Genomic DNA, 20,477 nt, shown 5'->3' on the forward strand with positions numbered 1-20,477 from the left:
ACGTGGAACGACACCGTCGACGTCGTACGACATCGATCTCGTCGCTCGTTGCGAGCCGGTGATGCCCGCGTGCGCAACGAACGACATCCCCGACGTCGTGCGACGTCGGGGATGTCGTTCGGGGTCGAGGTATGCGCGGGTCAGGCGGCCGCGGGGACCTTCGCCGACACGTCGGACAGGGTCTGCAGCTCGTCGGCGCTGAGCTCGAGCTCCGCCGAGGCCAGGAGCGCCGGCAGCTGCTCGGTGTTGCGGGCGCTGGCGATCGGCGCGACGACGTCCGGCTGCGCCTGCAGCCACGCCAGGGCGACGGTCGCGAGCTCGGTGTCGCGGGCCTCGGCGATGGTGGACAGGGCGTCGACCACGGCGAGCCCCTCGTCGTTGAAGTAGCCCGAGACCTGGCCCTCGCGGTCCTTGCCGGCGAAGTCCTCCTTCGAGCGGTACTTGCCCGTCAGGAACCCGGCGGCGAGCGCGAAGTACGGCACGACGCCGAGGCCGTGCGCGTGGGCGAGCGGGGCGATCTCGGACTCGTACGGCTCGCGGGTGACGAGGTTGTAGTGCGGCTGGATCGCGACCGGCTGCGCGAGGCCGTTCTCGGTCGCGATGCGGATCCACTCCTCGGCGCGGTCCTTCGAGTAGTTCGAGATCGCGGTGTAGCGGACGATGCCGTCCTTCACGAGCTGGTCGAAGGCGCGGACGGTCTCCTCGAGCGGGGTCGACTGGTCGTCGAAGTGCGCGTAGTACAGGTCGATCCGGTCTGTGCCGAGGCGCTGCAGGCTGGCACGGGCGGCAGCGGCGACGGTGTCCGCGCCGAGGCCCTGGAACTGCGGGTGCTGCGAGCCCTTCGTGGCGATGACGACGTCGTCACGCTTGCCCGAGGCCGCGAGCCACGAACCGATCACCCGCTCGGACTCGCCGCCCTCGTTGCCGGGGGCCCACGCGGAGTACACGTCGGCGGTGTCGATGAAGTCGCCGCCCGCCGCGCTGTAGGCGTCGAGGACCTGGTGGGAGGTCGACTCGTCCGCCGTCCACCCGAAGACGTTGCCGCCGAGGGCGAGGGGGAACACGTGGAGGTCGCTGGTACCGATGCGGGGCATACGGGGGTCCTTTCGTGGTCGGGCGAGCGGTCCTCGATGCGAACCGCTCCTCGGCCGACGCTATGCCCCGAGGCTTGACACGGCCCCGGTGGCAGCGGGTTGCATGGACCCATGACCGCACTCACCGATGCCCTCGCCGACCCCCGTTCCTCGGTGCGGCTGCAGGCCGTGATGGCCGCCGGAACCACCCCGGAGGCGGCCGACCTGGACGTGCTCGTCGAGCAGTGCGCCGTCGAGCCGGACTTCTTCGTCCGCGACATGCTCACCTGGGCGCTGACCCGGCACCCGTCGGCCGACGTCGTCGCGCGGGTGGTCCCGTCGCTCACCCGTTCCGAGCCGCAGGCCCGCAGCCAGGCGTTGCACACCCTGTCGAAGGTCGGCGAACCGTCGTCGTGGCCGTCGGTGCGCCCGCTGCTCGCGGACCACGACGACGAAGTGCTGCGCGCCGCCTGGCGGACCGCCGTCGCACTCGTGCCCGACGACGAGCGGGGCGACCTGGCCCGGACGTTGGCGGTGCAGCTCGGGGTCGGTCCGCGCGAACGACGGCTCAGCCTGTCGCGGGCACTGGTCGGGTTGGGCGAGGAGACGGTGGCGCCGGTGCTCGCGGCGGCTGCCGGCCGGGGCTCCGACGCCGTGCGGGACCACGTCGCCGACACGGAGCGGCTGTTGCACGACCCGGACGCGGCGTCCGCGCTCGCTCTCGAGCGGGCTCGGCGCGAGGTGGCGCTCGGCCGGACCCGGTCTGCCAAGGGGTGAGTGCGGCCGTGGACGTCACCGGCTGACGGACGGGAGGCCCGTGGCGACGCCGCCACGGGCCTCCCGTCCGTCACTGGCTGGGCTGGGGGTCGGCTGCCGGGCTCGCGTGAGGTTCCACGACATGCCGTCGGTTCGTCGCCGAGGTTCCACGTGCGGCCCCTGAGCGCGCCGAGGTTCCGAGATTTCGGAACCTCAACGGGCGCGCCCGCGCGCGTCAGTCGGCGTCGGGAGCCAGCCAGATCGCGGTCGCGGCGGCGGCGGGCAGGTCCACGAGCGCCTCGGCGCCGTCGGCCCCACGTCGGGAGACCGCGATGACGCCGGCGTAGTCCCGCACCCGCTCGACCCGCAGGTGGGTGCCGAGGCCGACCCCGAGCTCGTCGAAGTACCGCAGCAGCGAGGGGTCGTCGTCGGACACCCGGTCGACGGTGCCGCACGCACCGGGCTCGATCGCACCGAGCAGCGTGCCGAGCGTGGCGGGCACGGTGCCGTCGGCGGCGGGGATCGGGTCGCCGTGCGGGTCGTGCGTCGGGTGCCCGAGGTCGGCGTCGACCCGGTCGAGGAACCGCTCCGACACCGCGTGCTCGAGCGCCTCGGCCTCGGTGTGGACCTCGTCCCAGGTGTAGCCGAGGCGGGACACCAGGAACGACTCGATCAGCCGGTGCCGTCGGACCATCGCCACGGCGACCTGGTGCCCGAGTGTGGTGAGCACGACGCCGTAGTACGGGGTGTGCTCGATGAGGCCGTCGCGGTCGAGCTTCTTGAGGTTGCCGGACACCGTCGAGGCCGACACCTTCAGCGTCGCCGCGATGTCCCGCGTGGCCAGTCCGGCGCCACCGCGCTCCCCGGCCTTCCAGATGAGCTTGACGTAGTCCTCGGCCATGGTCGACAACGAGGGCAGGCGCATACCGCCAATCGTACGGCTGCACTGGTACAACCGGGACGTGCACCAACCCCGTCGCCGCCGCTGGCCGGTCCCGCCCTCGCTGCTCGTCGGCCTCGCGCCGCTCGTGGTGTTCGCGGCGATCAGCGCGTGGCGGTCGCGCCCGAGCGACGACTACCCGACCCTCGGCCAGACGGTGGACAGCGTCGTCCGGTCGTTGGTCGTCCCCGAGGGCATCGCCGCCGTCGCACTCGCCGTGGTCGTCACGGGACTCGGGTGGTGGCGGATCGCGACCGTCGACCGCACCCGGACACCGCTGCGCTGGTCGGCGCTGGCTCCGGCTCTGGTCCTGGTGGTGTGCGTGGTGCGCCTGCCGTTCATCGACTGGGCAGCGTTGCCCGTGCGCTACTTCCTGCTGCTCACCGTCGGGGTGCTGTTCGTCGGGGTGTTCGAGGAGCTGATGGCCCGGGGAACGCTGCTGGTCGGGCTCCGGCGCCGGGTGCCCGAGTTCGGCGTGTGGGCGCTGTCGTGCGTGCTGTTCGGGCTGCTGCACCTGCTCAACGCGCTCGCCGGGGCCGGCATCGGACCGACGCTGGTCCAGGTCGTGTTCGCGGCGTCGTTCGGCTCCACGCTCTACGTCGCTCGGCGGGTGACCGGGTCACTGCTCGTGCCGGTGCTGCTGCACGCGTTCTGGGACTTCGGGTCGATCGGGTACTCCGCGACCGCCGATCCGTCGGACACCGGTCGGCTCGTGGGCCTCGGGCTGATCGGCCTGTTCTCGTTCCTGGTGCTGGCGTTCGGGATCGTCGCGGGCGGCATGGTCGCGTGGCGCGACGACCGTCCGCGTCGCCTGGCGAAGCGGTGGCGTTCGGTGCCGCCGATGGCGGCGTTCGCCCTGGAGGCCCGTGGCTTCGAACCCGCACAGCCTGCGGTCCGGTTCACCTCGCGGTAGACCCCCGTTCGCGCGCCGGCAACCGCCTCTCCCTACCGTCGTGGTGATTCCAAGTCGGTACCAAGAGAGGAGCGCCGCTCGGTCCCCGAGCGGCCACCACACATGCGCAGAACCGCTGTCCGCGGGGTGACCGTCGCCGTCGCCGCGACCGCACTCGTGCTCGGGACACCCCTCGTCGCCCAGGCGGCCACGACGTACCCGAGCGACTCCGCCAAGCCCGACCTCGTCTCGCTGCTGAGCGGGTACGACCAGTTCTGGACGTCGAGCGGCGCCAACGACCTGCACGGCACCGTCGTCGACCCGGCCACGCTCGCGAAGAACGATCAGCTGACCTCGTGGATCAACCAGAACGCCACCGCGGCGCAGCAGTTCACCGCGCTGCAGGACTCCGAGTACCAGAACGCCACGAACACCGCCTACGACCAGTCCTCCACGGTCGCCCAGGGGCTCGGCGACGTGCTCGAGAAGGCGTACGTGCAGGGCCGGCTCGACGGCGCCCTGCCGTTGACGAGCGCGGTCATCAACAGCTCGAACGGCAGCACCGGCGCGTACGTGAGCACCGGGACCGCGAAGGCCCACTACAGCTACCCGCGCCCCTACCTGCCCGCGACCACCACCTCGACGCTCCCCGCGACCGACGACCAGACCGGCTGCGCCCCCGCGACGGTGAACGCCTCGTCGGTCTCCGCCAACCGCGCCGGCAAGGCATGGGCATCGGCCGACGGCACGCTCGACATCACCCGCGTCCCGGTCGCCACGGACACCACGCACGAGTTCTCGCCGAACGACGTCGTCCTCGACGCCGGCTACGGCACCGCGGGCATCTGCACCGGCGGCTCGTACCCCAGCGGACACACCACCACCGCGTACCAGGCCGGCATCACCCTGGCGACACTCGTCCCCGAACTCGCGCCGGAGATCCTCGCCCGCACGTCGGAGAACGGCAACGACCGCATCGTCCTCGGCGTGCACTACCCGCTCGACATCATGGGTGGGCGCATCGACGGCGAAGCCGCCCTCGCAGCCCGCTGGTCGGACACCCAGTACCGCACCGACGTGCTCGAGCCCGCTCGCGCCGAGCTCGTGCGGTACCTCGAGCAGCAGTGCGGCGACACCCTGGCGAACTGCATCGCCGAGGAGAAGCCCTACACGAACAACCCCTACGGCGGGAAGGCGATCCCCGGCGGCACCGCCCAGGTCGTCACCGACCGCGCCTCGGCCGTGCGGGTCTACCAGGAGCGCATGACCTACGGCTTCGCGAAGACCGGGACCGCCGGCCAGGCGCCGTCCGTCCCCGCCGGCGCGGAGAACCTGCTCCGCACCACGTTCCCGACGCTGACGGACGCCCAGCGCACGTCGGTGCTCGCCCAGACGGAGATCGACTCGGGCTACCCGCTCGACCAGACCGGCACGGCGAACGGCTCGTGGGAGCGACTCGACCTCGCAGCCGCGACGAGCGCGACCGTGTCGGTCGCCACCGACGGTGCCGTGGAGGTCCTGTCGACCGGCGGCACCGCGCGGGTGCTGACCGGTGTCCTCACCGCCCCGCACGGTTCGTCGGTCGCAGCCGGGTCGAAGCTGGCGCTGGCCGGCACGGGCTTCACCGCCGGTGCGACGCTGTCCGTCGTCCTGCACTCCGACCCCGTCACGGTGGGCACCCTGACCGTCGCCGCCGACGGCACGGTCGCCGGCACCGTGACGATCCCCGCCGGCACCGCCACCGGTGCGCACACGGTCGACCTGGTCGCCAGCACGGGCGACTCGGTGCTGGCCGCACCACTCGCCATCACCGTCACTCCGGCGGCGACCGGCGGAACGGGAACGGGAGCCGGCACCGGCGGGACGGGCACGGGCGGGACCGGCACCGGCGTGGCGACCGACCCCGGCGTGACCACGGGCGGCACCGGCATCCACCTGCCGGTCGTCAGCGGCTGACCCGCTCGCACCACCGCACCACCGCACCACCGATGCGACCGGCCGGTGCCCGCACCCCGCGGGCACCGGCCCCACCGCTCTCCACCCTCCCCGCTCGCCACCTTCCTCGGAGCCACGTCATGCGCACGCGCACCATCTGGACCACCGCCGGTGCCACCCTCGCCGTGCTCGCCGCGGCCGGGCTCGTCACGACCGCGCTCCTCGGCAGCGACCGCACCGCCGCCGCACCGGTGACGACCCCGGCCACGACCCCGGCCACGGCCGCGCCCGCGGTCCCGCACGTCGACGCCGCCGCGGTCGCGAAGCTGCCGGAAGCGCAGTACTCCGCCGTCATCGCCGGCCTGATGCCCTTCGACCGCACCGTGCGGTCGGACACCGTGTTCCACCTGACCGCGGACGCGCCCCTGTTCGGTGCCCACCGCCACCGCCCGGTCGCCCGTCTCGCCGCGCAGGACTTCCTGCGGCAACCGACCACCGTCGTCGGGGTCGAACGCGACGGCGACTGGGAGCTCGTCCTCACCCCTGCCCGCCAGCAGCTGCCGTCAGCCGCGGGGACCACCGGCGCCGCCGCGCAGACCGCGGCGTGGGTGCCGGTCCGCGCGCTCCGGAAGACGGCGACACCGCGCTCCCGGATCGTGATCTCGACGACCGAGCAGACCGTGTCCGTCGTGAACGCGGCCGGCACGACCCTGCAGCGGTTCGACGCCGGCGTCGGCACGGCGGACACCCCGACGCCGACGAACGTGACCGGGTACCTCGAACAGCGCTACGTCGACCCGGCCCAGGGCACGGGGGACCACCCGATCCAGCTCACATCGCTGCACTCGGGCGCCGCCGACGAGCCGTACGGCGGCCACGACGGCGGGCTGATCGGCCTGCACTGGAACGCCACGACCTCGGGCACGGTGTCGCACGGCTGCGTCCGGCTCGATGCCGATGCCGTCGCCGCGGTCAACGCGCTGCCGCTCGGCACCCTCGTCACCGTCGAGTGACCCGCCGCTGACGCCTCAGGCTTTGCGGCCGACGGCGAAGACCCGACGGAACGGGTACACCGTGCCGTGGGCGCTCGCCGGGTACGCCTCGCGCAGCGCCACCCGGTACCGCTCGACGTACTCCGCCGTCAGCGCACCGCTCGGGTCGGCGGCGTCGAGGGCAGCCAGTGCCGGTCGCAGCCCGGTGCCGCGCACCCAGTCGAGCACCGGATCCTCGCCCGGCAGCAGCTGCGCGTAGGTCGTCTCCCACGCGCGGGCCGCGAACCCGGCGTCGAGCATGATGCCGAGGTAGCCGGCGGGGTCGAGCACCGGGTCCTCGCGCAGCACGCCGTCGAGCGCCGAGGCCCAGGGCCCGGAGGCCCCGATCGACCGCATCAGCGCGTGCGACGGCGACCCGAAGTTGCCCGGCACCTGCATCGCGAACCACGACCCGGACGGCATCGCGGCGAGCCACCGCGGCAGCAGCGCCACGTGCGACGGCACCCACTGCAGCGCCGCGTTCGTCACGACCACGTCGTCGGTCGGCCCGGGCGTCCAGTCCTCGATCGCACCGAGCTCGAACGACAGGTTCGGCAGGCCCGCCAGAGCGGGGTCGGCCGCAGCCGACGCGAGCATCTCCGCCGAGCTGTCGATCCCGACCACCGGCGACGAACGCCACCGCGCTGCCAGCGTGGCGGTGAGGGCCCCGGGACCGCAGCCCAGGTCGACGACGCGACGCGGGGCCTCCAGTCCGTCACCGGCCGGCCACGCGACCTGCGCGACCAGGTCGTGGAACGGACGCCCGCGGTCGTCCGCGAACGCGGCGTACCGCGACGGGTCCCAGCGCATCGCTACAGCTCGACCTCGAAGGGGGCGGTGCGCACGAGCTCGTGCACGCCGGAGATGACCTCGCTCGGACGGAACGGGTAGCGGTCGATCTCGGCCTGGTCGCTGATGCCCGTCATCACGAGCACGGTGTGGAGCCCCGCCTCGATACCGGCCTGCACGTCGGTGTCCATCCGGTCGCCGATCATGCCGGTGTTCTCGGAGTGCGCACCGATGCGGTTCATCGCCGAGCGGAACATCATCGGGTTCGGCTTGCCGACCACGTACGGCTGCTTGCCGGTCGCCTTCTCGATCATCGCGGCGATCGCGCCCGTGGCGGGCAGGACACCCTCGGCCGACGGGCCGGTGGCGTCGGGGTTCGTGACGATGAAGCGGGCGCCGTCGCGGATCAGGCGGACGGCCTTGGTGATCGCCTCGAACGAGTAGTTGCGGGTCTCGCCGACGACGACGTAGTCGGGGGCGGTCTCGGTCATGATGAACCCGGCTTCGTGCAGGGCGGTGGTCATGCCGGCCTCGCCGATGACGAACGCGGAGCCGCCGGGCATCTGCGACTTGCAGAAGTCGGCCGTGGCGAGGGCGCTCGTCCAGATGCGCTCCTCGGGGACGTGGATGCCGGACCAGCGGAGCCGCGCGCTGAGGTCACGCGGCGTGAAGATCGAGTTGTTCGTCAGGACGAGGAACTCGGTGCCCTCGTCGAGCCACTGCTGGATGAGCTCGGGGGCCCCGGGGAGGGCCTGGTTCTCGTGGACGAGCACGCCGTCCATGTCGGTCAGCCAGCACTCGACGTCGTCGCGGGTCGCCATGGCCTCACCCTACTGCGCACGGCCGACGGGCCGGCCCGTCAGACGGGTTCCTTCGAAGGGGCCGGGAGGCGCGGATCGGCTCTTGCGCGTCGCCCACGGACCCGAGATGGTCGAGTCACCGAACGCCACTCGGCTTTGCCCTAGGCTTTTCGGGACACGTACCGAATCAAGGAGAACCCGCCGTGCTCGTCGAACCCGGATCCCCGACCGCCACGCCCCGCCCCGCTGCGGTGCCGGACCTGGAAGCGGCTCCCGATCTGGTCGAGGCGACGCCGCGGCGGCGACGCGGACGGCCCAACGTGCTGAGCCGCGAGCAGGTGATCGACGCCGCGACGGCGATCGCGAACGAGGACGGCCTCGACCGCCTGTCGTTCCGTGCGCTCGGGGTGCGGCTCGGCGTCGCGCCGATGACCGTGCACCGGACCATCGGCGGCCTCGACGACCTGCACGGTGAACTCGTCCGTCGCACCGTCGACGAGTTCACCGCCACCTTCGTCTGGCCGGACGAGTGGCACGCGGTGGTGCGCACCTTCGCGACGACGTTCCGCGACCTGATGCGCACCCACCCCCTGGTGCTCGAGTCGCACAGCCGGCGCGGTGCCCTGGTGTCCACCGAGTCCGACGCCGTCGTGGCGAAGGTCGTCGGGGCGCTCCGCTCCGCCGGGCTGCCCGATGCCGAGGCGATGTACGCGTTCTTCGTCGTGTACGACTTCGTGGTGGGGCACACCTCGGTGCAGATCGGGCGGGGCGATGCCGAGGCCGGGCGTCCCGAGCGGCACGCCCTCGTCGGAGAGCTCCTGGGGGAGCACTCGTACGACGCACGCTTCGCGCTCGGGCTCGACGTCCTCATCGCGGGGATCGAGTCGCGCGTCGCCCGCGGCGCCTGACCCCCCCCCCCCCCCGCGGCGCCTGGCCCCGGCGCCGCTGTGACCGGGACCTGGTTCCCTGCGCCCGGCCGTACGCTGGTGCGGTGACCACTCCGCCCGAACCGTCGCACGAACTGACGACGAACGGCGTCGGCCCGCACCCGGAACCCTGGCCCGACGACCCACGGCTCGACCCGGAGCTGCTGGCGGCGGGGGACTCACGGAACGTGCTCGACCACTTCCGGTACTGGTCGATGGACGCCATCGTCGCCGAGCTCGACACCCGCCGGCACGCGTTCGACGTGGCGATCGAGAACTGGCAGCACGACCTGAACATCGGGTCGATCGTGCGGAGCGCCAACGCGTTCCTGGCGGGCACGGTCCACATCATCGGGCGGCGGCGCTGGAACAAGCGCGGTGCGATGGTGACCGACCGGTACCAGCACGTCCGGTACCACCCCGACGTGCAGGCGTTCCTGGTCGCGATGGCCGAGGAGCAGCGCCCGGTGATCGCGATCGACAACACCCCCGGTGCCGAGCGCATCGAGACCGCGGCGATCCCGGAGCGCTGCGTGTTCCTGTTCGGTCAAGAGGGCCCCGGGCTCACCGACGAAGCGGTGGCCGGGGCGTCCGGGCACCTGGAGATCACGCAGTTCGGGTCGACGCGGAGCATCAACGCCTCGGCCGCGGCTGCGATCGTCATGCACTCGTGGATCGTGCAGCACGCGGCGCCTGCCGACGCGACTTCCTGAGCAGAAATGGTCGGGTACGGGCCCCGGACCCGACCATTTCTGCTCACGAAGCGGGCGTGACGGACGCCGGACGGGCCTCCCGTCAGCCGCGTCAGCGCGGGGCGGTCGTGCGGCGAGCGACCAGGCGGGGCTCGACCAGGGACTCGGTGGCGGCGAGCCCCGGGTCGGCGATGCGGGCGAGCAGACGCTCGCCGGCGCCGCGGCCGATCTCGACACTACGGTCGTCGATGCTCGTCAGGCCGACGTAGCGCGTGGCGGCGACGGGGGTGTCGTCGTAGCCGATGACGGAGACGTCTTCGGGGACCCGGAGTCCGCGTTCGGCGAGTTCGGACAGTGCTCCGAGGGCCATCACGTCGTTGGCGGCGAACACCGCGGTGACCTCGGGGTGCTCGTCGAGCAGGGCGCCGAGGGCGCGGGAGCCGGCCTCTTCGGTGGGTTCGCCGGGCAGGACCACGACGGCGACCGTCGCGCGGCCGCCCGCCGCCGGCGCCCCGGCTGCTGCGCCCTCGAACCCGGCGCGGCGTTCCTTCGACGCCGCCGAGCTCGCCCCCACGAAGCCGAGCCGCGTGTGGCCGAGTGCGAGCAGGTGCTCCGCCGCCATCCCGCCGCCGGCCCGGTCGTCGTTCGCCACGGTGTCCGCGCGGGGGATCGACACGCGCCCGCCGGCGATGACGACCGGCATCGACGCCGGGATCGCCAGGTCGGTGTCGGGCTCGCCAGCGATGACGATGCCCTCGACGCGCATGGACAGGAAGCCTTCGACCGGCGAGGCGTCGAGCCCCGTGTTGAGGAACCGGTCCGCGACGACGAGACGGTGGCCCTGGTCCTGCAGGGCCTCGCGGAGCCCGGTGAGCAGGTCGACGAACCACTGGTTCCGGAAGTCGTCGAGGACCACGCCGACGGTGCGACTGCGGGTGCCGGCGAGGGACACGGCGGCGGTGGAGGGCCGGTAGTCGAGCTCCTGGATCGCCGTGAGCACGGCGGCCCGGCGCTGGTCACTCACCCGGGGAGAGCGCTGCAGCACCAGGGAGACGAGGGACTTCGAGACCCCGGCGCGCGCGGCGACGTCGTAGATGGTCGCGGGTTTGCCGTCTCCCATGATGCGCTTCGACCTCCGTTGGTTCGTCCGTCGATCGTAGCGGTTGACGTGACATGCGCGGGGTGGGGCGCGGGGCGCGGGGCGCGGGGGGCGGTGCGCTTCGTGAGCAGAAATGGTCGGGTCCGTGGTGCGGACTCGACCGTTTCTGCTCACGAAGTGCGCGTGGTCACTCCTCCACACGGGAGGCCCGGGGCACGTTGTGCACGGAAGGTGCGTTCGCGCGTGTGCACCCTGCGCGGGGGCGCGAGTGTGGACGGCATGCGAGCACGCCCACTTCCACCCCGCCTCCGGTACCGCTCGTTCGACGTCAGGGCCGCTGACCGTGCGGGTGTCGGCCGACAACGACTCCGACGGCGAGACCTGGTCCGGCCGACCCGATCGATCCGCTGGGCGCGGGGACGCCCACCCGACGGCATCGAACGGATCCGGGCGTTCCGGCCGATCCTGCTGCCCGGACAGTTCGTCAGCCACCTCTCGGCAGCCGTGCTGTGGGAGCTGCCGCTACCCGTCGGTGCCGCGGGGAAGGTGCACATCACGAGTCTGATCCCCGCCGCCCAACCACGTCGGACCGGAGTCGTCGGACACCGCATCACCGCCGACCGGGCTGCCGTCGCCGAGCGCTGGGGGATGCCCGTGAGCACTCCGGCGGCGATGTGGGTCGACTGCGGTGCGCTCCTGAGCATCGACCAGCTGGTCGCACTGGGCGATGCGATCGTCACGATCCGGCGGTGTGCCACGACGGTCGACGACCTGCGCGGAGCGCTCGACCGGGCCGGGGCGCGCGCAGGCGTCCGGAAGCTGCGGGTGGCGCTCGAACTCGTGCGGGTCGGCGCTGGCTCACCGCAGGAGACCCGGGCACGGTTGGCCATCGTGCGCGCCGGGCTGCCCGAGCCGGAGCTGCAGGTGGACGTCCTCGACCGGGCCGGGCGGTTCGTGGGGCGCGTCGACATGGCGTACCCGCAGCAGCGCATCGTCATCGAGTACGAGGGGGACCAGCACCGGACGGACGCCGAGCAGTGGGGTCGTGATCTGCGGCGCTACCGCGAGATGGAGCGGCTCGGCTGGGCGGTCGTGCGGTGGACGAAGTCCGACCTGGGCGTGCACGCGGCGGGCGCCGTCGACCACCTGAGGGAACTGCTCGCGCGCCGGGGGTAGCGTCCGCCGCATGGCGACGCTGCTCATCACCGGGGCCGCAGGACGCATCGGGGCGGCTCTCCGGCCCAGGCTCCTGGCGGCCGGACACGACCTCGTCCTGCTCGACGAACGGACGCCCGACGACCCGGTCGTCGCCGGGGAGCGGTTCGTCTCCGGCTCGGTGAACGACCCCGCTGCGCTGGACGACGCGCTCGCCGGGGTGGACACGTTGGTGCACCTGGCAGGGATCCCGACCGAGGCCGCGTGGGACGACCTGCTCGCGGCGAACCTGACCGGCACGAAGAACGTGCTCGAGCGGGCGGCCGCAGCCGGGGTGCTCCGGGTACTGCTCGCGAGCTCGATCCACGCGGTCGGCCGGGTCCCCGAGCCGCTCGACGAACCGGGCAGCGTGCCGGGCGATCGACTTCCGCGGCCGGACACCTACTACGGCGTGACGAAGGCGGGGATGGAACTGCTCGGCAGCCTGTTCGCCGACCGGTACGACATGTCGATCGTCTCGGCGCGCATCGGGGCCTTCGGGGAGCAGCCGTCGTCGTCGCGAGCGCTCCTGATGTGGAGCTCGCCCGACGACTTGGCGCGCCTGGTGCTCGCGACCGTCGACCTGCGCGAACCGGGGCACCACGTCGTGTGGGCACTGTCGCAGAACACCGGGTCGCCGGCCGACCTGACCGCGGGTGAGGCGATCGGCTTCGTCCCGCGCGACGACGCGTCCCGCGCGCTCGACCCCGACGATCGGGCGGACCTGCCGCCGGAGGACCTGCGGTTCCTCGGCGGCGAGATGGTGTCGTTGTCCCTCGGGCGCGGCACTTCGTGAGCAGAAATGGTCGGGTGGCCTGACGCCACCCGACCATTTCTGCTCACCAAGCGAACGCCGCGAACGCGGGCCCCGCGCTACCCGATCAGGCTCGGGCGCAGGTCGCGCAGCGTGCGGGATCGGGTCTGCCGCGCCGTGACCACGAAGGACACCAGCAGCGCTCCGAGCAGCCAGCAGAGCAGCACGCCCGCGTCGGACCACGCGGCGCCGAGGTTCCCGCCGTACATCGTCTGCCGGATCGCGTCGACCGAGTACGTCATCGGCAGCGCGAAGTGCAGCGCGGCCAACGGCCCCGGCAGCGTCTGCCACGGGAACGTCCCGCCGGCGGTGACGAGCTGGACGAGCATGAGCACCAGGCCGAGGAACTGCCCCACCGACCCGAGCAGCACGTTGAGCGCCATGATGACCGCCGCGAAGGTCGCCGAGGCCAGCACCATGATCCCGATCGTGCCGCCGACGTGCACCACGTTCAGGTCGAGGGCGAACCGCACGATGAAGAACAGCGCGACCATCTGCACCAGGCCGAGCAGCGCCGGGGTCAGCCAGCCGCCGAACACCACCGCGAGGGGCTTCCGCACCGCGGTGATCGCCCGCTTCGAGATCGGCTTGAGGATGAGGAACAGCGCGTACATGCCGATCCAGGCCGCGAGCGAGATGAAGAACGGCGCGAGGCCGGCGCCGTAGTTCGACGCGGCGGCGACGTTGTCGTCCCCGACCTTCACCGGGTCGGAGATGACCGAGGCCTGCGACTCGCGCTCCGAGGCGTTCGACGCGGGGATCTTCGTGCGGCCCTCGTCGAGTGACGCGGCGAGCTTCGCGGACCCGGTCTTGAGCTCGTCCAGCCCGGATGCGAGGGACGAAGCACCCTCGTTGGCGGACGCTGCGCCCGTGGCGAGTGACGAAGCACCTGACGACAGCGTGGGTGCGGCGGTCGCGAGCGCAGACGTGCCGGCTGCCACCTGCGAGGCGCCCGACGAGAGCGTGGACGCCCCGGTCGCCGCCGACGCGATGCCGGAGGACAGCTCGGGAGTCGCGGCCGCCAACGACGAGGTACCGGCCGCGACCTGGGCCGATCCGTCGCGGAGCTGGTCCACCGACGACTTCGCGGTGGCGTAGGTCTTCTTCGCCTGTGCGCCCGTGGCGTTCACCTGCGTGACGGCATCCGTGACGGTGGCGGTCAGCGCGGCCTGCTGCTCCTCGGTGAGCTCGACACCCTCGGGCAGGTTGTCGGTGATCCCGGCGAGCACGGTGTCGGCGTCGAGCGGCTGCAGTGCGCCGACGTCGGAGCTGTACCCGTCGATCTGGTCGGCGAGCCGCTTGTTGCCGGCGGCGACCTTCTGCGCCCCGTCGTTCAACTGCTGCGTCTGCGACGGCAGCGCCGCCGTCTGCTGCTGTGCGCTGGCCAGCCCGGACGCCAGGGTCGACGCCCCCGACGCCACCTGCTGCGCCCCGCTGTTCAGCTGCTGGGTCTGCGACGGCAGGTCGGCCGTGCCGGACGCGAGCTCCGCTGCGCCGGACGACAGCTTGCCGGTACCGTCGGCGAGCTGGTGCGCACCCTTGTCCGCCTTCGCGGTGCCGGACGCGAGCTGGTCGGCCCCGTCCACGGCGTCGCCGAGGCTGTCACGGACGTCGGCGAGCCCGACGAGCAGGGTCTTCGCCGCCTGCTTGCCGACGCGCTCGGCGACGGCGGTGCGCATGGTCTTGCCCGCCTGCTCGGCGATCGTCGAGGCCAGGTACGAGTTCGTGTCGGCCGTCGTCATGACGAGCTTCGCCTGCGTCGGGTCGTCGGACTGCGCGGACACCAGGTGCTCGGAGAAGTCGTGCGGGATCGTCACGACGAAGTCGTAGGTGCCGTTCCGCACGCCGGAGCGCGCGTCGGCGGCGCTGGTCTTCGTCCACTTGAAGTCGGCGCCGTCGATCGCCTCCTTCGTGACGTCGGTGCCGTAGTCGACCTGGTCGCCGTCGAGGGTGGCCCCGGCGTCGAGGTTCACGATCGCCGCGGGGATCTGGTCGAGCTTGGCGTACGGGTCGCGGTTCGCCCACAGGTACGCGCCGCCGTACAACAGCGGCACGATCATCAGGGCGATGAACGCCAGTCGTGCGAGCGGGGTCGCGGTGAGTCGCGCCAGTTCGGCGCGGACGAGCGAGGTGGTGGTCACGGGGTTGCCTCCGTCGGGACGGTTGCGGATTCTGCGGTGACGGAAGGGCTGGACGGGAGGCCCGGCTCGGTTCCGTCGGACAGGGCCGCGTCGTCGGGACCCTCGGTTTCGGTCGTGTCGATGGTTCCGGTCGTGTCGGTGGTTCCGGTCGTGTCGACGGTGTCGAGCAGCGTCTCGACGGTCGCGGCTGCGGCCTTCGAGGTGACGAGCACGACGGTGACGCCGCGTCGGGCGACGTCGCGGAGGACCGCGAACCACTCCTCGACGGCGCCGCCGTGCCGCTCGGGCGCGGTGACGACGAGGCCGGTGACGCCGTCGCGGAGCAGGGCGAGCTCGACGAGCAGTCGCACGCGCACGGCGGTCGGCACCCGCTGGACCGGGGTGTCGGCGTAGTGCCGCAGGCCGAGTTCCTCGAGCACGGTGTCGACGTGGTCGCGCGAGGGACGCTGTGCGGCGAACGCGAGCTCCTCGCGCACGATCTGCTTGACGGTCATCACGGGGAAGGGCTCGGCGACGCCCGGGGTGTCGACGAGGGCGAAGGCACGGCGCACGGCGGCGGCGTCCTCGTGCCCGTCGAGCAGCAGCCGCCCGGTGTCGGGCTGCATCCGGCCGCCGGCGACGAGCGAGGCGAGCACGGGGGCCTGCTCGGTCTCGACGGCGACGACCCCGGGACGTCCGGGTGCGGCGACGGCGGAGACGACGGGCAGTGCCGCGCCGGGCTCCTCGCCGATGCCGACGTGGTCCAGTTCGAGCGTCATGCGGGGTCCTTCACGGGGGAGACAGCGGAGCCGGCAGCCGGGGCCGCGGGTTCGGACAGCAGTGCGGTGCGCCAGTCGATGCCGGCCATGCCGAGCGCCGACAGCACCACCATGCGCCGTCCGGCCTCGTCCGGGGTGCCGGACCGGGTGGCCTCGTCGAGGACGGCGATGCACGCGCCCTCGACCAGACGCCCGAGGGTGGCCGGGTCGACGTCGTCGCGCATGGCGCCCTCGGCGATCCCGAGCGCGCACGCTTGACGGACCTGAGCGCGCAGGGGTGCGAACACCTCGGCGACGGGCTCGGCGAAGGGGCTGCGCACGGCGATCCTGGCCATGGAGCGGACGTGCGAGACCTCGGTCCAGAGCGTCACCGCGATGGCAGCGAGCCGCGCGGCCGGCGGCAGCTCCTGCAGGTCCGAGGTGGTCGGCATGGACGCGGCGATCCGAGCGGCGCCGGAGGTCACGACCTCGCGCACGAGGTCGTCCCGTGACGGGAAATGTCCGTACACCGCGCGGCGCGAGAGTCCGGCGGCCGCGGCGATCGTCTCGATGGAGGCATCGGGATCGCGCTGCAGGCAGGCCCGCGCGGCGTCGAGGAGGGCTGCCCGGTTCTCGGTCGCGTCGCGGCGGGGTGCGCGTGCGGGGTGGGAAGCAGTGGTCACGAACCCCATCGTAATAACGTGCACACGTGTGTGCAACTTAACAGGAACACCGGCCCTCGAACGGGGGTGTCCCCCAAAGTGCGGACTGCCCTTTCTGAATGTAAGCGCATAGCTTCACAGCAATCTCATGCGAACCACGGACTGAGCCTGGAGTGCCCTCTTTGAACCGTGCAACACCGAACCACGACCCGAACCCGAACTCCCACCGCATCGCACGCGTCCTGACCGCCGGCATCGCCGCCGTGGCCCTGACGTGCGGCGGCCTCGCAGTCGGGGGCGCGGCCTCCGCAGCTCCGACCGGGGTGTCGGTGGCCGACCTGAAGCTCTCCGCACCGCTGCGTGACGCCAAGCCCACCAAGACCGTCGCCGCCTTCGTGCGCACCACCGGCCAGGGTGCCCTCGAGGTGGACGCAGCCGCGAAGGGCGGTGACCTCGCCAAGTCGCGGACCCAGTCCTCGGCAGCGAAGAGCCGCGTCAAGGCGATCGAGTCGACCACCGCGGCCGTCCGCGCAGCCGTCAAGCGCGCCGACGCCGACTCCACCGAGCTCTACTCGACCGAGTACACCGTCCCCGGTGTCGCGGTCGTCGCCGACGTCTCCGCGCTGCAGGACATCGCGAAGCGCTCCGACGTCGAGAGCATCATCCCGCTCACGCCGAAGAAGATCGTCGAGCCGACGGTCAACGCCGACGCGAGCGCCGCACCGTCCGGTGTGGACCCGAGCCTCGTGAAGCCGGGCGCCGACGGCGTCTCGCCCAAGAACGCCGCGAGCGACGTCTACACGCGCTCGCTCAACGCCTGGCAGCAGACCGGCCACACCGGCAAGGACGTCAACGTCGCCGTCCTCGACACCGGCCTGGACTACACGCAGGCGGACTTCGGCGGGCCCGGCACCACCGCGGCCTACCAGCAGGCCCTGGCGAACGCGAGCTCCGGTGCCCCGGACCCCAGCCTGTACGACGCGTCGAAGTTCCTCGGCGGGTACGACTTCGCCGGTGCGACCTACAACGCCGACCCGACCGACCCGGCCTACGACCCGGTGCCGGCTCCGGACGACAACCCCATCGACGGCACGGGCGGCGACCACGGCACGCACGTGTCCGGTTCGATCGCGGGCTACGGCCTGACCGCCGACAAGCAGCAGTTCGACGGCGACTACACCAAGCTCACCACGCAGCAGGTGCAGGACATGTGGATCGGTCCGGGCACCGCGCCCGAGGCCGGCCTCTACGCCCTCAAGGTGTTCGGTGACGGCGGCGGTTCGACCGACGTCACGGGCGCCGCGCTCGACTGGGTGGGCCAGGCGCTCACCGAGGGCAAGGACATCAACGTCCTGAACCTGTCGCTCGGCTCCGACTACGGCGCACCGGACGACCCCGACAACGCCAAGATCGACGCGCTGACCGCACGCGGGGTCCTTCCCGTGATCGCCTCGGGCAACGCCGACGACTTCACCGACATCGGTGGCTCGCCGGGCAACGCCGAGGGTGCGCTCACCGTCGCCGCGAGCGCCACCGGCCAGTCGCTCTACGACGGCGTGCAGGTCACGGCCCCCGCGAACGTCGCGAAGACCTACCGGTCGCAGTACTCGCAGGACTTCACGGGCACGCTGCCGGTCGAAGGTGACGTCGTGGTCCCGACCGCGAACATCGACGGCTGCGCCGCGTTCAGCGCCGCCGACGCCGCGAAGATCGCGGGCAAGGTCGTCTGGCTGAAGTGGACCGACGGCGCCCTCGAGTGCGGCTCCAAGACCCGCTTCGACAACGTCAAGGCCGCCGGCGGCGTCGGCGTCCTGCTGGCGGGCACGATCAACACCTTCGACGGGGGGATCGCCGGAAACGCGACCATCCCCGGAGCCGAGCTGACGCTGGGTGCCGCCACGAGCCTCCAGGCAGCTGCCAAGGCGGGGACCCTGCACGTGCGCTTCGCGGACGAGCTCAAGGCCTTCGAACTCGCCACCGACCCGGAGGCCGTGAACACGCTCGCCGGGTTCACCAGCCGCGGCGTGCACGGTTCGTTCGACGACATCGTCAAGCCGGACATCGCGGGCCCCGGGGTCAACGTGATCTCGGCGGCCAACGGCACCGGTGACGGCCGCATGTCGATGAGCGGCACGTCGATGGCGACGCCGGACGTCGCGGGCATCGCGGCGCTGACCTTCCAGGCGCACCCCGAGTGGAGCGCACCGCAGGTCAAGGCGGCGCTCATGAACACGGCGACGCACGACGTCAAGGACGGCTCGCGATCGGCGACCCTGCTCCGGCAGGGCACCGGCCGCGTCGACGCCCTGCAGGCCGTGACCGCCGGCACCACCGTGCGGAGCGTCGAGAACGACCTGCTCGTCACCGCCTCGTTCGGTGTCGTCGAGGTCTCGAGCGCGACGACCGAGAGCCGCACCCTGCAGATCGCGAACACCGACGGCGTCGCGCACACCTACGACGTGGCCTACCAGCCGCAGGTGTCGCAGCCCGGCGTGACGTTCGCGCTCAACACGAAGCGGGTCACCGTCCCGGCGAACCGCACCGCGACGGTGAAGCTCACCTTCACGATCGCCGACCCGACGAAGCTCCGCCGCGTCATCGACCCCACCCAGGAGTCGGTGCAGCAGGGCTACCAGCGCGAGTTCGTCAGCGCCGCCTCGGGCATCGTGGCGTTCACGCCGACCGACACGACCGCGGTGCCGCTGCGCGTCGGTGCGTACCTCGCACCGAAGCCCGTCAGCTCCGTGCAGGGTCGCTCCACCGTCGCCTTCACCGGCCCGGGCAAGTCGGCCGACCTGAAGCTCACGGGGCGCACCGTCGACCAGGGTGGCCTGACGACCGGCTACCACGCCGCCGTCGCACCGTTCGTGCTCGGCGGGACCGACCCGGTCGAGTCGTTCCCGGCCGGCTCGGCGGAGCGCTCGCTGCAGGCGGCGGACATCCGCTCCTACGGCGCGAGCTACGACAAGGCCTCGGACACGATCGCGTTCGGCATCCAGACGGCCGGTCCCGACGCCAACCCCGGCGCCGTGACCAACGTCGAGGTGCTCATCGACACGAACCGTGACGGCGAGCCCGACTACCTGGTCTACAACGCCAAGTCCGCCGCGGTGGACGCGACGTTCGCGACGACGATCGACCTGGCCAAGGCCGCGTCGGACGACCCGGACGTCGACCCGGTCGTCGACGTCCAGCCGCTGAACGGCGGGGCACCCGGCCAGGACGTCAACACCTTCGACAGCTCGGTGAAGGTGCTCACGACCACGGGTGCGCTGATCGGTGCGAAGGGGCCGTTCACCTACTCGGTCCTCACCGAGTCGGCGTACGCCCCGGGTGCCGCGACCACCGGTTCGTCCGTGGTGGACGAGACGAAGAGTGCCTCGTTCGACCCGTCGAAGCCGGCACTGTCCTTCGCGCAGGGCCGCAGCACCGGCGTCCTGTTCGCCGACTCCGGCGCCCTCCGGGTCACCCGAGCGTCGGGTGTCACGAAGGCCACCGTGCTGCTCCTGCACCTCGGCAACGCGTCGGGCAAGCAGGCCGGCACGTCGACGATCTCGGTGACCCCGCCCACGCTCGCGCTCGCCGCGGGCAGCAAGGTGACGGTCAGCGGGACGGCGAAGGTCGGCTCGAAGTTGTCGGCCAACCACGGCAAGTGGAGCACGACGAAGGCGACGTACAAGTACCAGTGGCTCCGCGACGGCAAGGTCGTCAAGAAGGCCACCGCTGCGACGTACAAGCTCGGCACGTCCGACGCGGGACACAAGTTCTCCGTCAAGGTGACCGCGCACGCCTCGGGCTACAAGGACGGCACCGCGACGTCCAAGCCGACCGCGAAGGTCGCGCGCAAGTAGTGGCCGCGAGCGCGTCCGCGCGCCGCACACGGTGAGCAGAAGATGTCGGGTCCCGCGTTCGGACCCGACATCTTCTGCTCGCGAAGCGAGGTCCGGCGGGCCGCAGACGCGGAATCAGGACAGGTAGTTAGACAAACTAGTTACT

At 72.3% G+C, this 20,477-nt stretch carries 17 protein-coding genes; 9 read left to right on the plus strand and 8 right to left on the minus strand.

What is annotated here, in order from left to right:
• Positions 1-140 precede the first annotated feature (140 nt).
• A complete protein-coding gene (locus ITJ60_RS14765; RefSeq protein WP_194648467.1) occupies positions 141-1,094 on the minus strand; it encodes an aldo/keto reductase in 954 nt (317 codons plus the stop codon).
• 111 nt (positions 1,095-1,205) lie between these two features.
• Here ITJ60_RS14765 and ITJ60_RS14770 point away from each other — a divergent pair, with 111 nt between their 5' ends.
• A complete protein-coding gene (locus ITJ60_RS14770; protein ID WP_194648468.1) occupies positions 1,206-1,850 on the plus strand; it encodes a HEAT repeat domain-containing protein in 645 nt (214 codons plus the stop codon).
• A 214-nt stretch (positions 1,851-2,064) separates the two neighbouring features.
• On the opposite strand, the gene ITJ60_RS14775 is transcribed toward ITJ60_RS14770, so the two are convergent.
• Positions 2,065-2,754, minus strand: coding sequence for a metal-dependent transcriptional regulator (locus tag ITJ60_RS14775; protein ID WP_194648469.1), 690 nt, complete (start codon positions 2,752-2,754; stop codon positions 2,065-2,067).
• A 37-nt stretch (positions 2,755-2,791) separates the two neighbouring features.
• On the opposite strand from ITJ60_RS14775, the gene ITJ60_RS14780 reads away from it, so the two are divergent.
• From ITJ60_RS14780 to ITJ60_RS14790, 3 genes are all read left to right on the plus strand, one after another.
• Positions 2,792-3,682 (plus strand): CPBP family intramembrane glutamic endopeptidase, encoded by an 891-nt coding sequence (locus ITJ60_RS14780; protein ID WP_185002644.1) that lies wholly within the window; start codon positions 2,792-2,794, stop codon positions 3,680-3,682.
• Between the two features lie 102 nt (positions 3,683-3,784).
• Positions 3,785-5,617, plus strand: a complete 1,833-nt coding sequence (locus ITJ60_RS14785) for a phosphatase PAP2 family protein (RefSeq protein WP_194648470.1) — start codon at positions 3,785-3,787, stop codon at positions 5,615-5,617.
• A gap of 119 nt (positions 5,618-5,736) precedes the next feature.
• Positions 5,737-6,609: a L,D-transpeptidase gene (locus tag ITJ60_RS14790; protein ID WP_194648471.1), complete on the plus strand. Its 873-nt coding sequence runs from the start codon at positions 5,737-5,739 to the stop codon at positions 6,607-6,609.
• Positions 6,610-6,624: 15 nt separating this feature from the next.
• Here ITJ60_RS14790 and ITJ60_RS14795 read toward each other — a convergent pair whose 3' ends face one another.
• Both ITJ60_RS14795 and ITJ60_RS14800 read right to left on the minus strand, forming a co-directional pair.
• Complete coding sequence (locus ITJ60_RS14795; protein WP_194648472.1) at positions 6,625-7,437, minus strand: methyltransferase domain-containing protein; 813 nt, start codon at positions 7,435-7,437, stop codon at positions 6,625-6,627.
• A gap of 2 nt (positions 7,438-7,439) precedes the next feature.
• The gene (locus ITJ60_RS14800) at positions 7,440-8,237 is read right to left on the minus strand and encodes an HAD-IIA family hydrolase (protein ID WP_123310397.1); all 798 of its coding nucleotides are present in this window, start codon (positions 8,235-8,237) and stop codon (positions 7,440-7,442) included.
• A 182-nt stretch (positions 8,238-8,419) separates the two neighbouring features.
• Here ITJ60_RS14800 and ITJ60_RS14805 point away from each other — a divergent pair, with 182 nt between their 5' ends.
• Entirely contained in the window at positions 8,420-9,124 is a 705-nt protein-coding gene (locus tag ITJ60_RS14805; protein WP_194648473.1) for a TetR/AcrR family transcriptional regulator C-terminal domain-containing protein, read from the plus strand.
• 83 nt (positions 9,125-9,207) lie between these two features.
• Entirely contained in the window at positions 9,208-9,855 is a 648-nt protein-coding gene (locus ITJ60_RS14810) for a TrmH family RNA methyltransferase (RefSeq protein ID WP_194648474.1), read from the plus strand.
• A 91-nt stretch (positions 9,856-9,946) separates the two neighbouring features.
• Here ITJ60_RS14810 and ITJ60_RS14815 read toward each other — a convergent pair whose 3' ends face one another.
• Positions 9,947-10,954 (minus strand): LacI family DNA-binding transcriptional regulator, encoded by a 1,008-nt coding sequence (locus ITJ60_RS14815; RefSeq protein WP_194648475.1) that lies wholly within the window; start codon positions 10,952-10,954, stop codon positions 9,947-9,949.
• A 258-nt stretch (positions 10,955-11,212) separates the two neighbouring features.
• On the opposite strand from ITJ60_RS14815, the gene ITJ60_RS14820 reads away from it, so the two are divergent.
• Positions 11,213-12,109, plus strand: coding sequence for an endonuclease domain-containing protein (locus tag ITJ60_RS14820; RefSeq protein ID WP_194648476.1), 897 nt, complete (start codon positions 11,213-11,215; stop codon positions 12,107-12,109).
• 10 nt (positions 12,110-12,119) lie between these two features.
• Positions 12,120-12,923, plus strand: coding sequence for an NAD-dependent epimerase/dehydratase family protein (locus tag ITJ60_RS14825; protein WP_194648477.1), 804 nt, complete (start codon positions 12,120-12,122; stop codon positions 12,921-12,923).
• Positions 12,924-13,000: 77 nt separating this feature from the next.
• On the opposite strand, the gene ITJ60_RS14830 is transcribed toward ITJ60_RS14825, so the two are convergent.
• The 3 genes from ITJ60_RS14830 to ITJ60_RS14840 are packed head-to-tail and all read right to left on the minus strand — an operon-like array spanning position 13,001 to position 16,502.
• Positions 13,001-15,082: a YhgE/Pip family protein gene (locus ITJ60_RS14830; RefSeq protein ID WP_194648478.1), complete on the minus strand. Its 2,082-nt coding sequence runs from the start codon at positions 15,080-15,082 to the stop codon at positions 13,001-13,003.
• Positions 15,079-15,840 carry a hypothetical protein gene (locus ITJ60_RS14835; protein WP_194648479.1) on the minus strand — a complete coding sequence of 254 codons (762 nt, stop codon included), beginning with the start codon at positions 15,838-15,840 and terminating at the stop codon, positions 15,079-15,081. Before ITJ60_RS14835 ends, ITJ60_RS14830 begins: the two co-directional genes overlap by 4 nt.
• The gene (locus ITJ60_RS14840) at positions 15,837-16,502 is read right to left on the minus strand and encodes a TetR/AcrR family transcriptional regulator (RefSeq protein WP_194648480.1); all 666 of its coding nucleotides are present in this window, start codon (positions 16,500-16,502) and stop codon (positions 15,837-15,839) included. Before ITJ60_RS14840 ends, ITJ60_RS14835 begins: the two co-directional genes overlap by 4 nt.
• Before the next feature lie 161 nt (positions 16,503-16,663).
• Here ITJ60_RS14840 and ITJ60_RS14845 point away from each other — a divergent pair, with 161 nt between their 5' ends.
• Entirely contained in the window at positions 16,664-20,332 is a 3,669-nt protein-coding gene (locus ITJ60_RS14845; RefSeq protein ID WP_194648481.1) for a S8 family peptidase, read from the plus strand.
• Positions 20,333-20,477: the final 145 nt, after the last annotated feature.

The sequence above is a fragment of the Curtobacterium sp. VKM Ac-2884 genome, from assembly GCF_015350945.1.
Taxonomy (GTDB): Bacteria; Actinomycetota; Actinomycetes; order Actinomycetales; family Microbacteriaceae; genus Curtobacterium.

Bases quoted from the DNA above. Each gene is read 5' to 3' on its own strand.
- ITJ60_RS14820 (WP_194648476.1), top strand. From the start codon at position 11,213: ATGCGAGCACGCCCACTTCCACCCCGCCTCCGGTACCGCTCGTTCGAC.
- ITJ60_RS14790 (WP_194648471.1), top strand. From the start codon at position 5,737: ATGCGCACGCGCACCATCTGGACCACCGCCGGTGCCACCCTCGCCGTG.
- ITJ60_RS14765 (WP_194648467.1), bottom strand. From the start codon at position 1,094: ATGCCCCGCATCGGTACCAGCGACCTCCACGTGTTCCCCCTCGCCCTC.
- ITJ60_RS14825 (WP_194648477.1), top strand. From the start codon at position 12,120: ATGGCGACGCTGCTCATCACCGGGGCCGCAGGACGCATCGGGGCGGCT.
- ITJ60_RS14770 (WP_194648468.1), top strand. From the start codon at position 1,206: ATGACCGCACTCACCGATGCCCTCGCCGACCCCCGTTCCTCGGTGCGG.
- ITJ60_RS14795 (WP_194648472.1), bottom strand. From the start codon at position 7,437: ATGCGCTGGGACCCGTCGCGGTACGCCGCGTTCGCGGACGACCGCGGG.
- ITJ60_RS14785 (WP_194648470.1), top strand. From the start codon at position 3,785: ATGCGCAGAACCGCTGTCCGCGGGGTGACCGTCGCCGTCGCCGCGACC.
- ITJ60_RS14815 (WP_194648475.1), bottom strand. From the start codon at position 10,954: ATGGGAGACGGCAAACCCGCGACCATCTACGACGTCGCCGCGCGCGCC.
- ITJ60_RS14800 (WP_123310397.1), bottom strand. From the start codon at position 8,237: ATGGCGACCCGCGACGACGTCGAGTGCTGGCTGACCGACATGGACGGC.
- ITJ60_RS14775 (WP_194648469.1), bottom strand. From the start codon at position 2,754: ATGCGCCTGCCCTCGTTGTCGACCATGGCCGAGGACTACGTCAAGCTC.
- ITJ60_RS14835 (WP_194648479.1), bottom strand. From the start codon at position 15,840: ATGACGCTCGAACTGGACCACGTCGGCATCGGCGAGGAGCCCGGCGCG.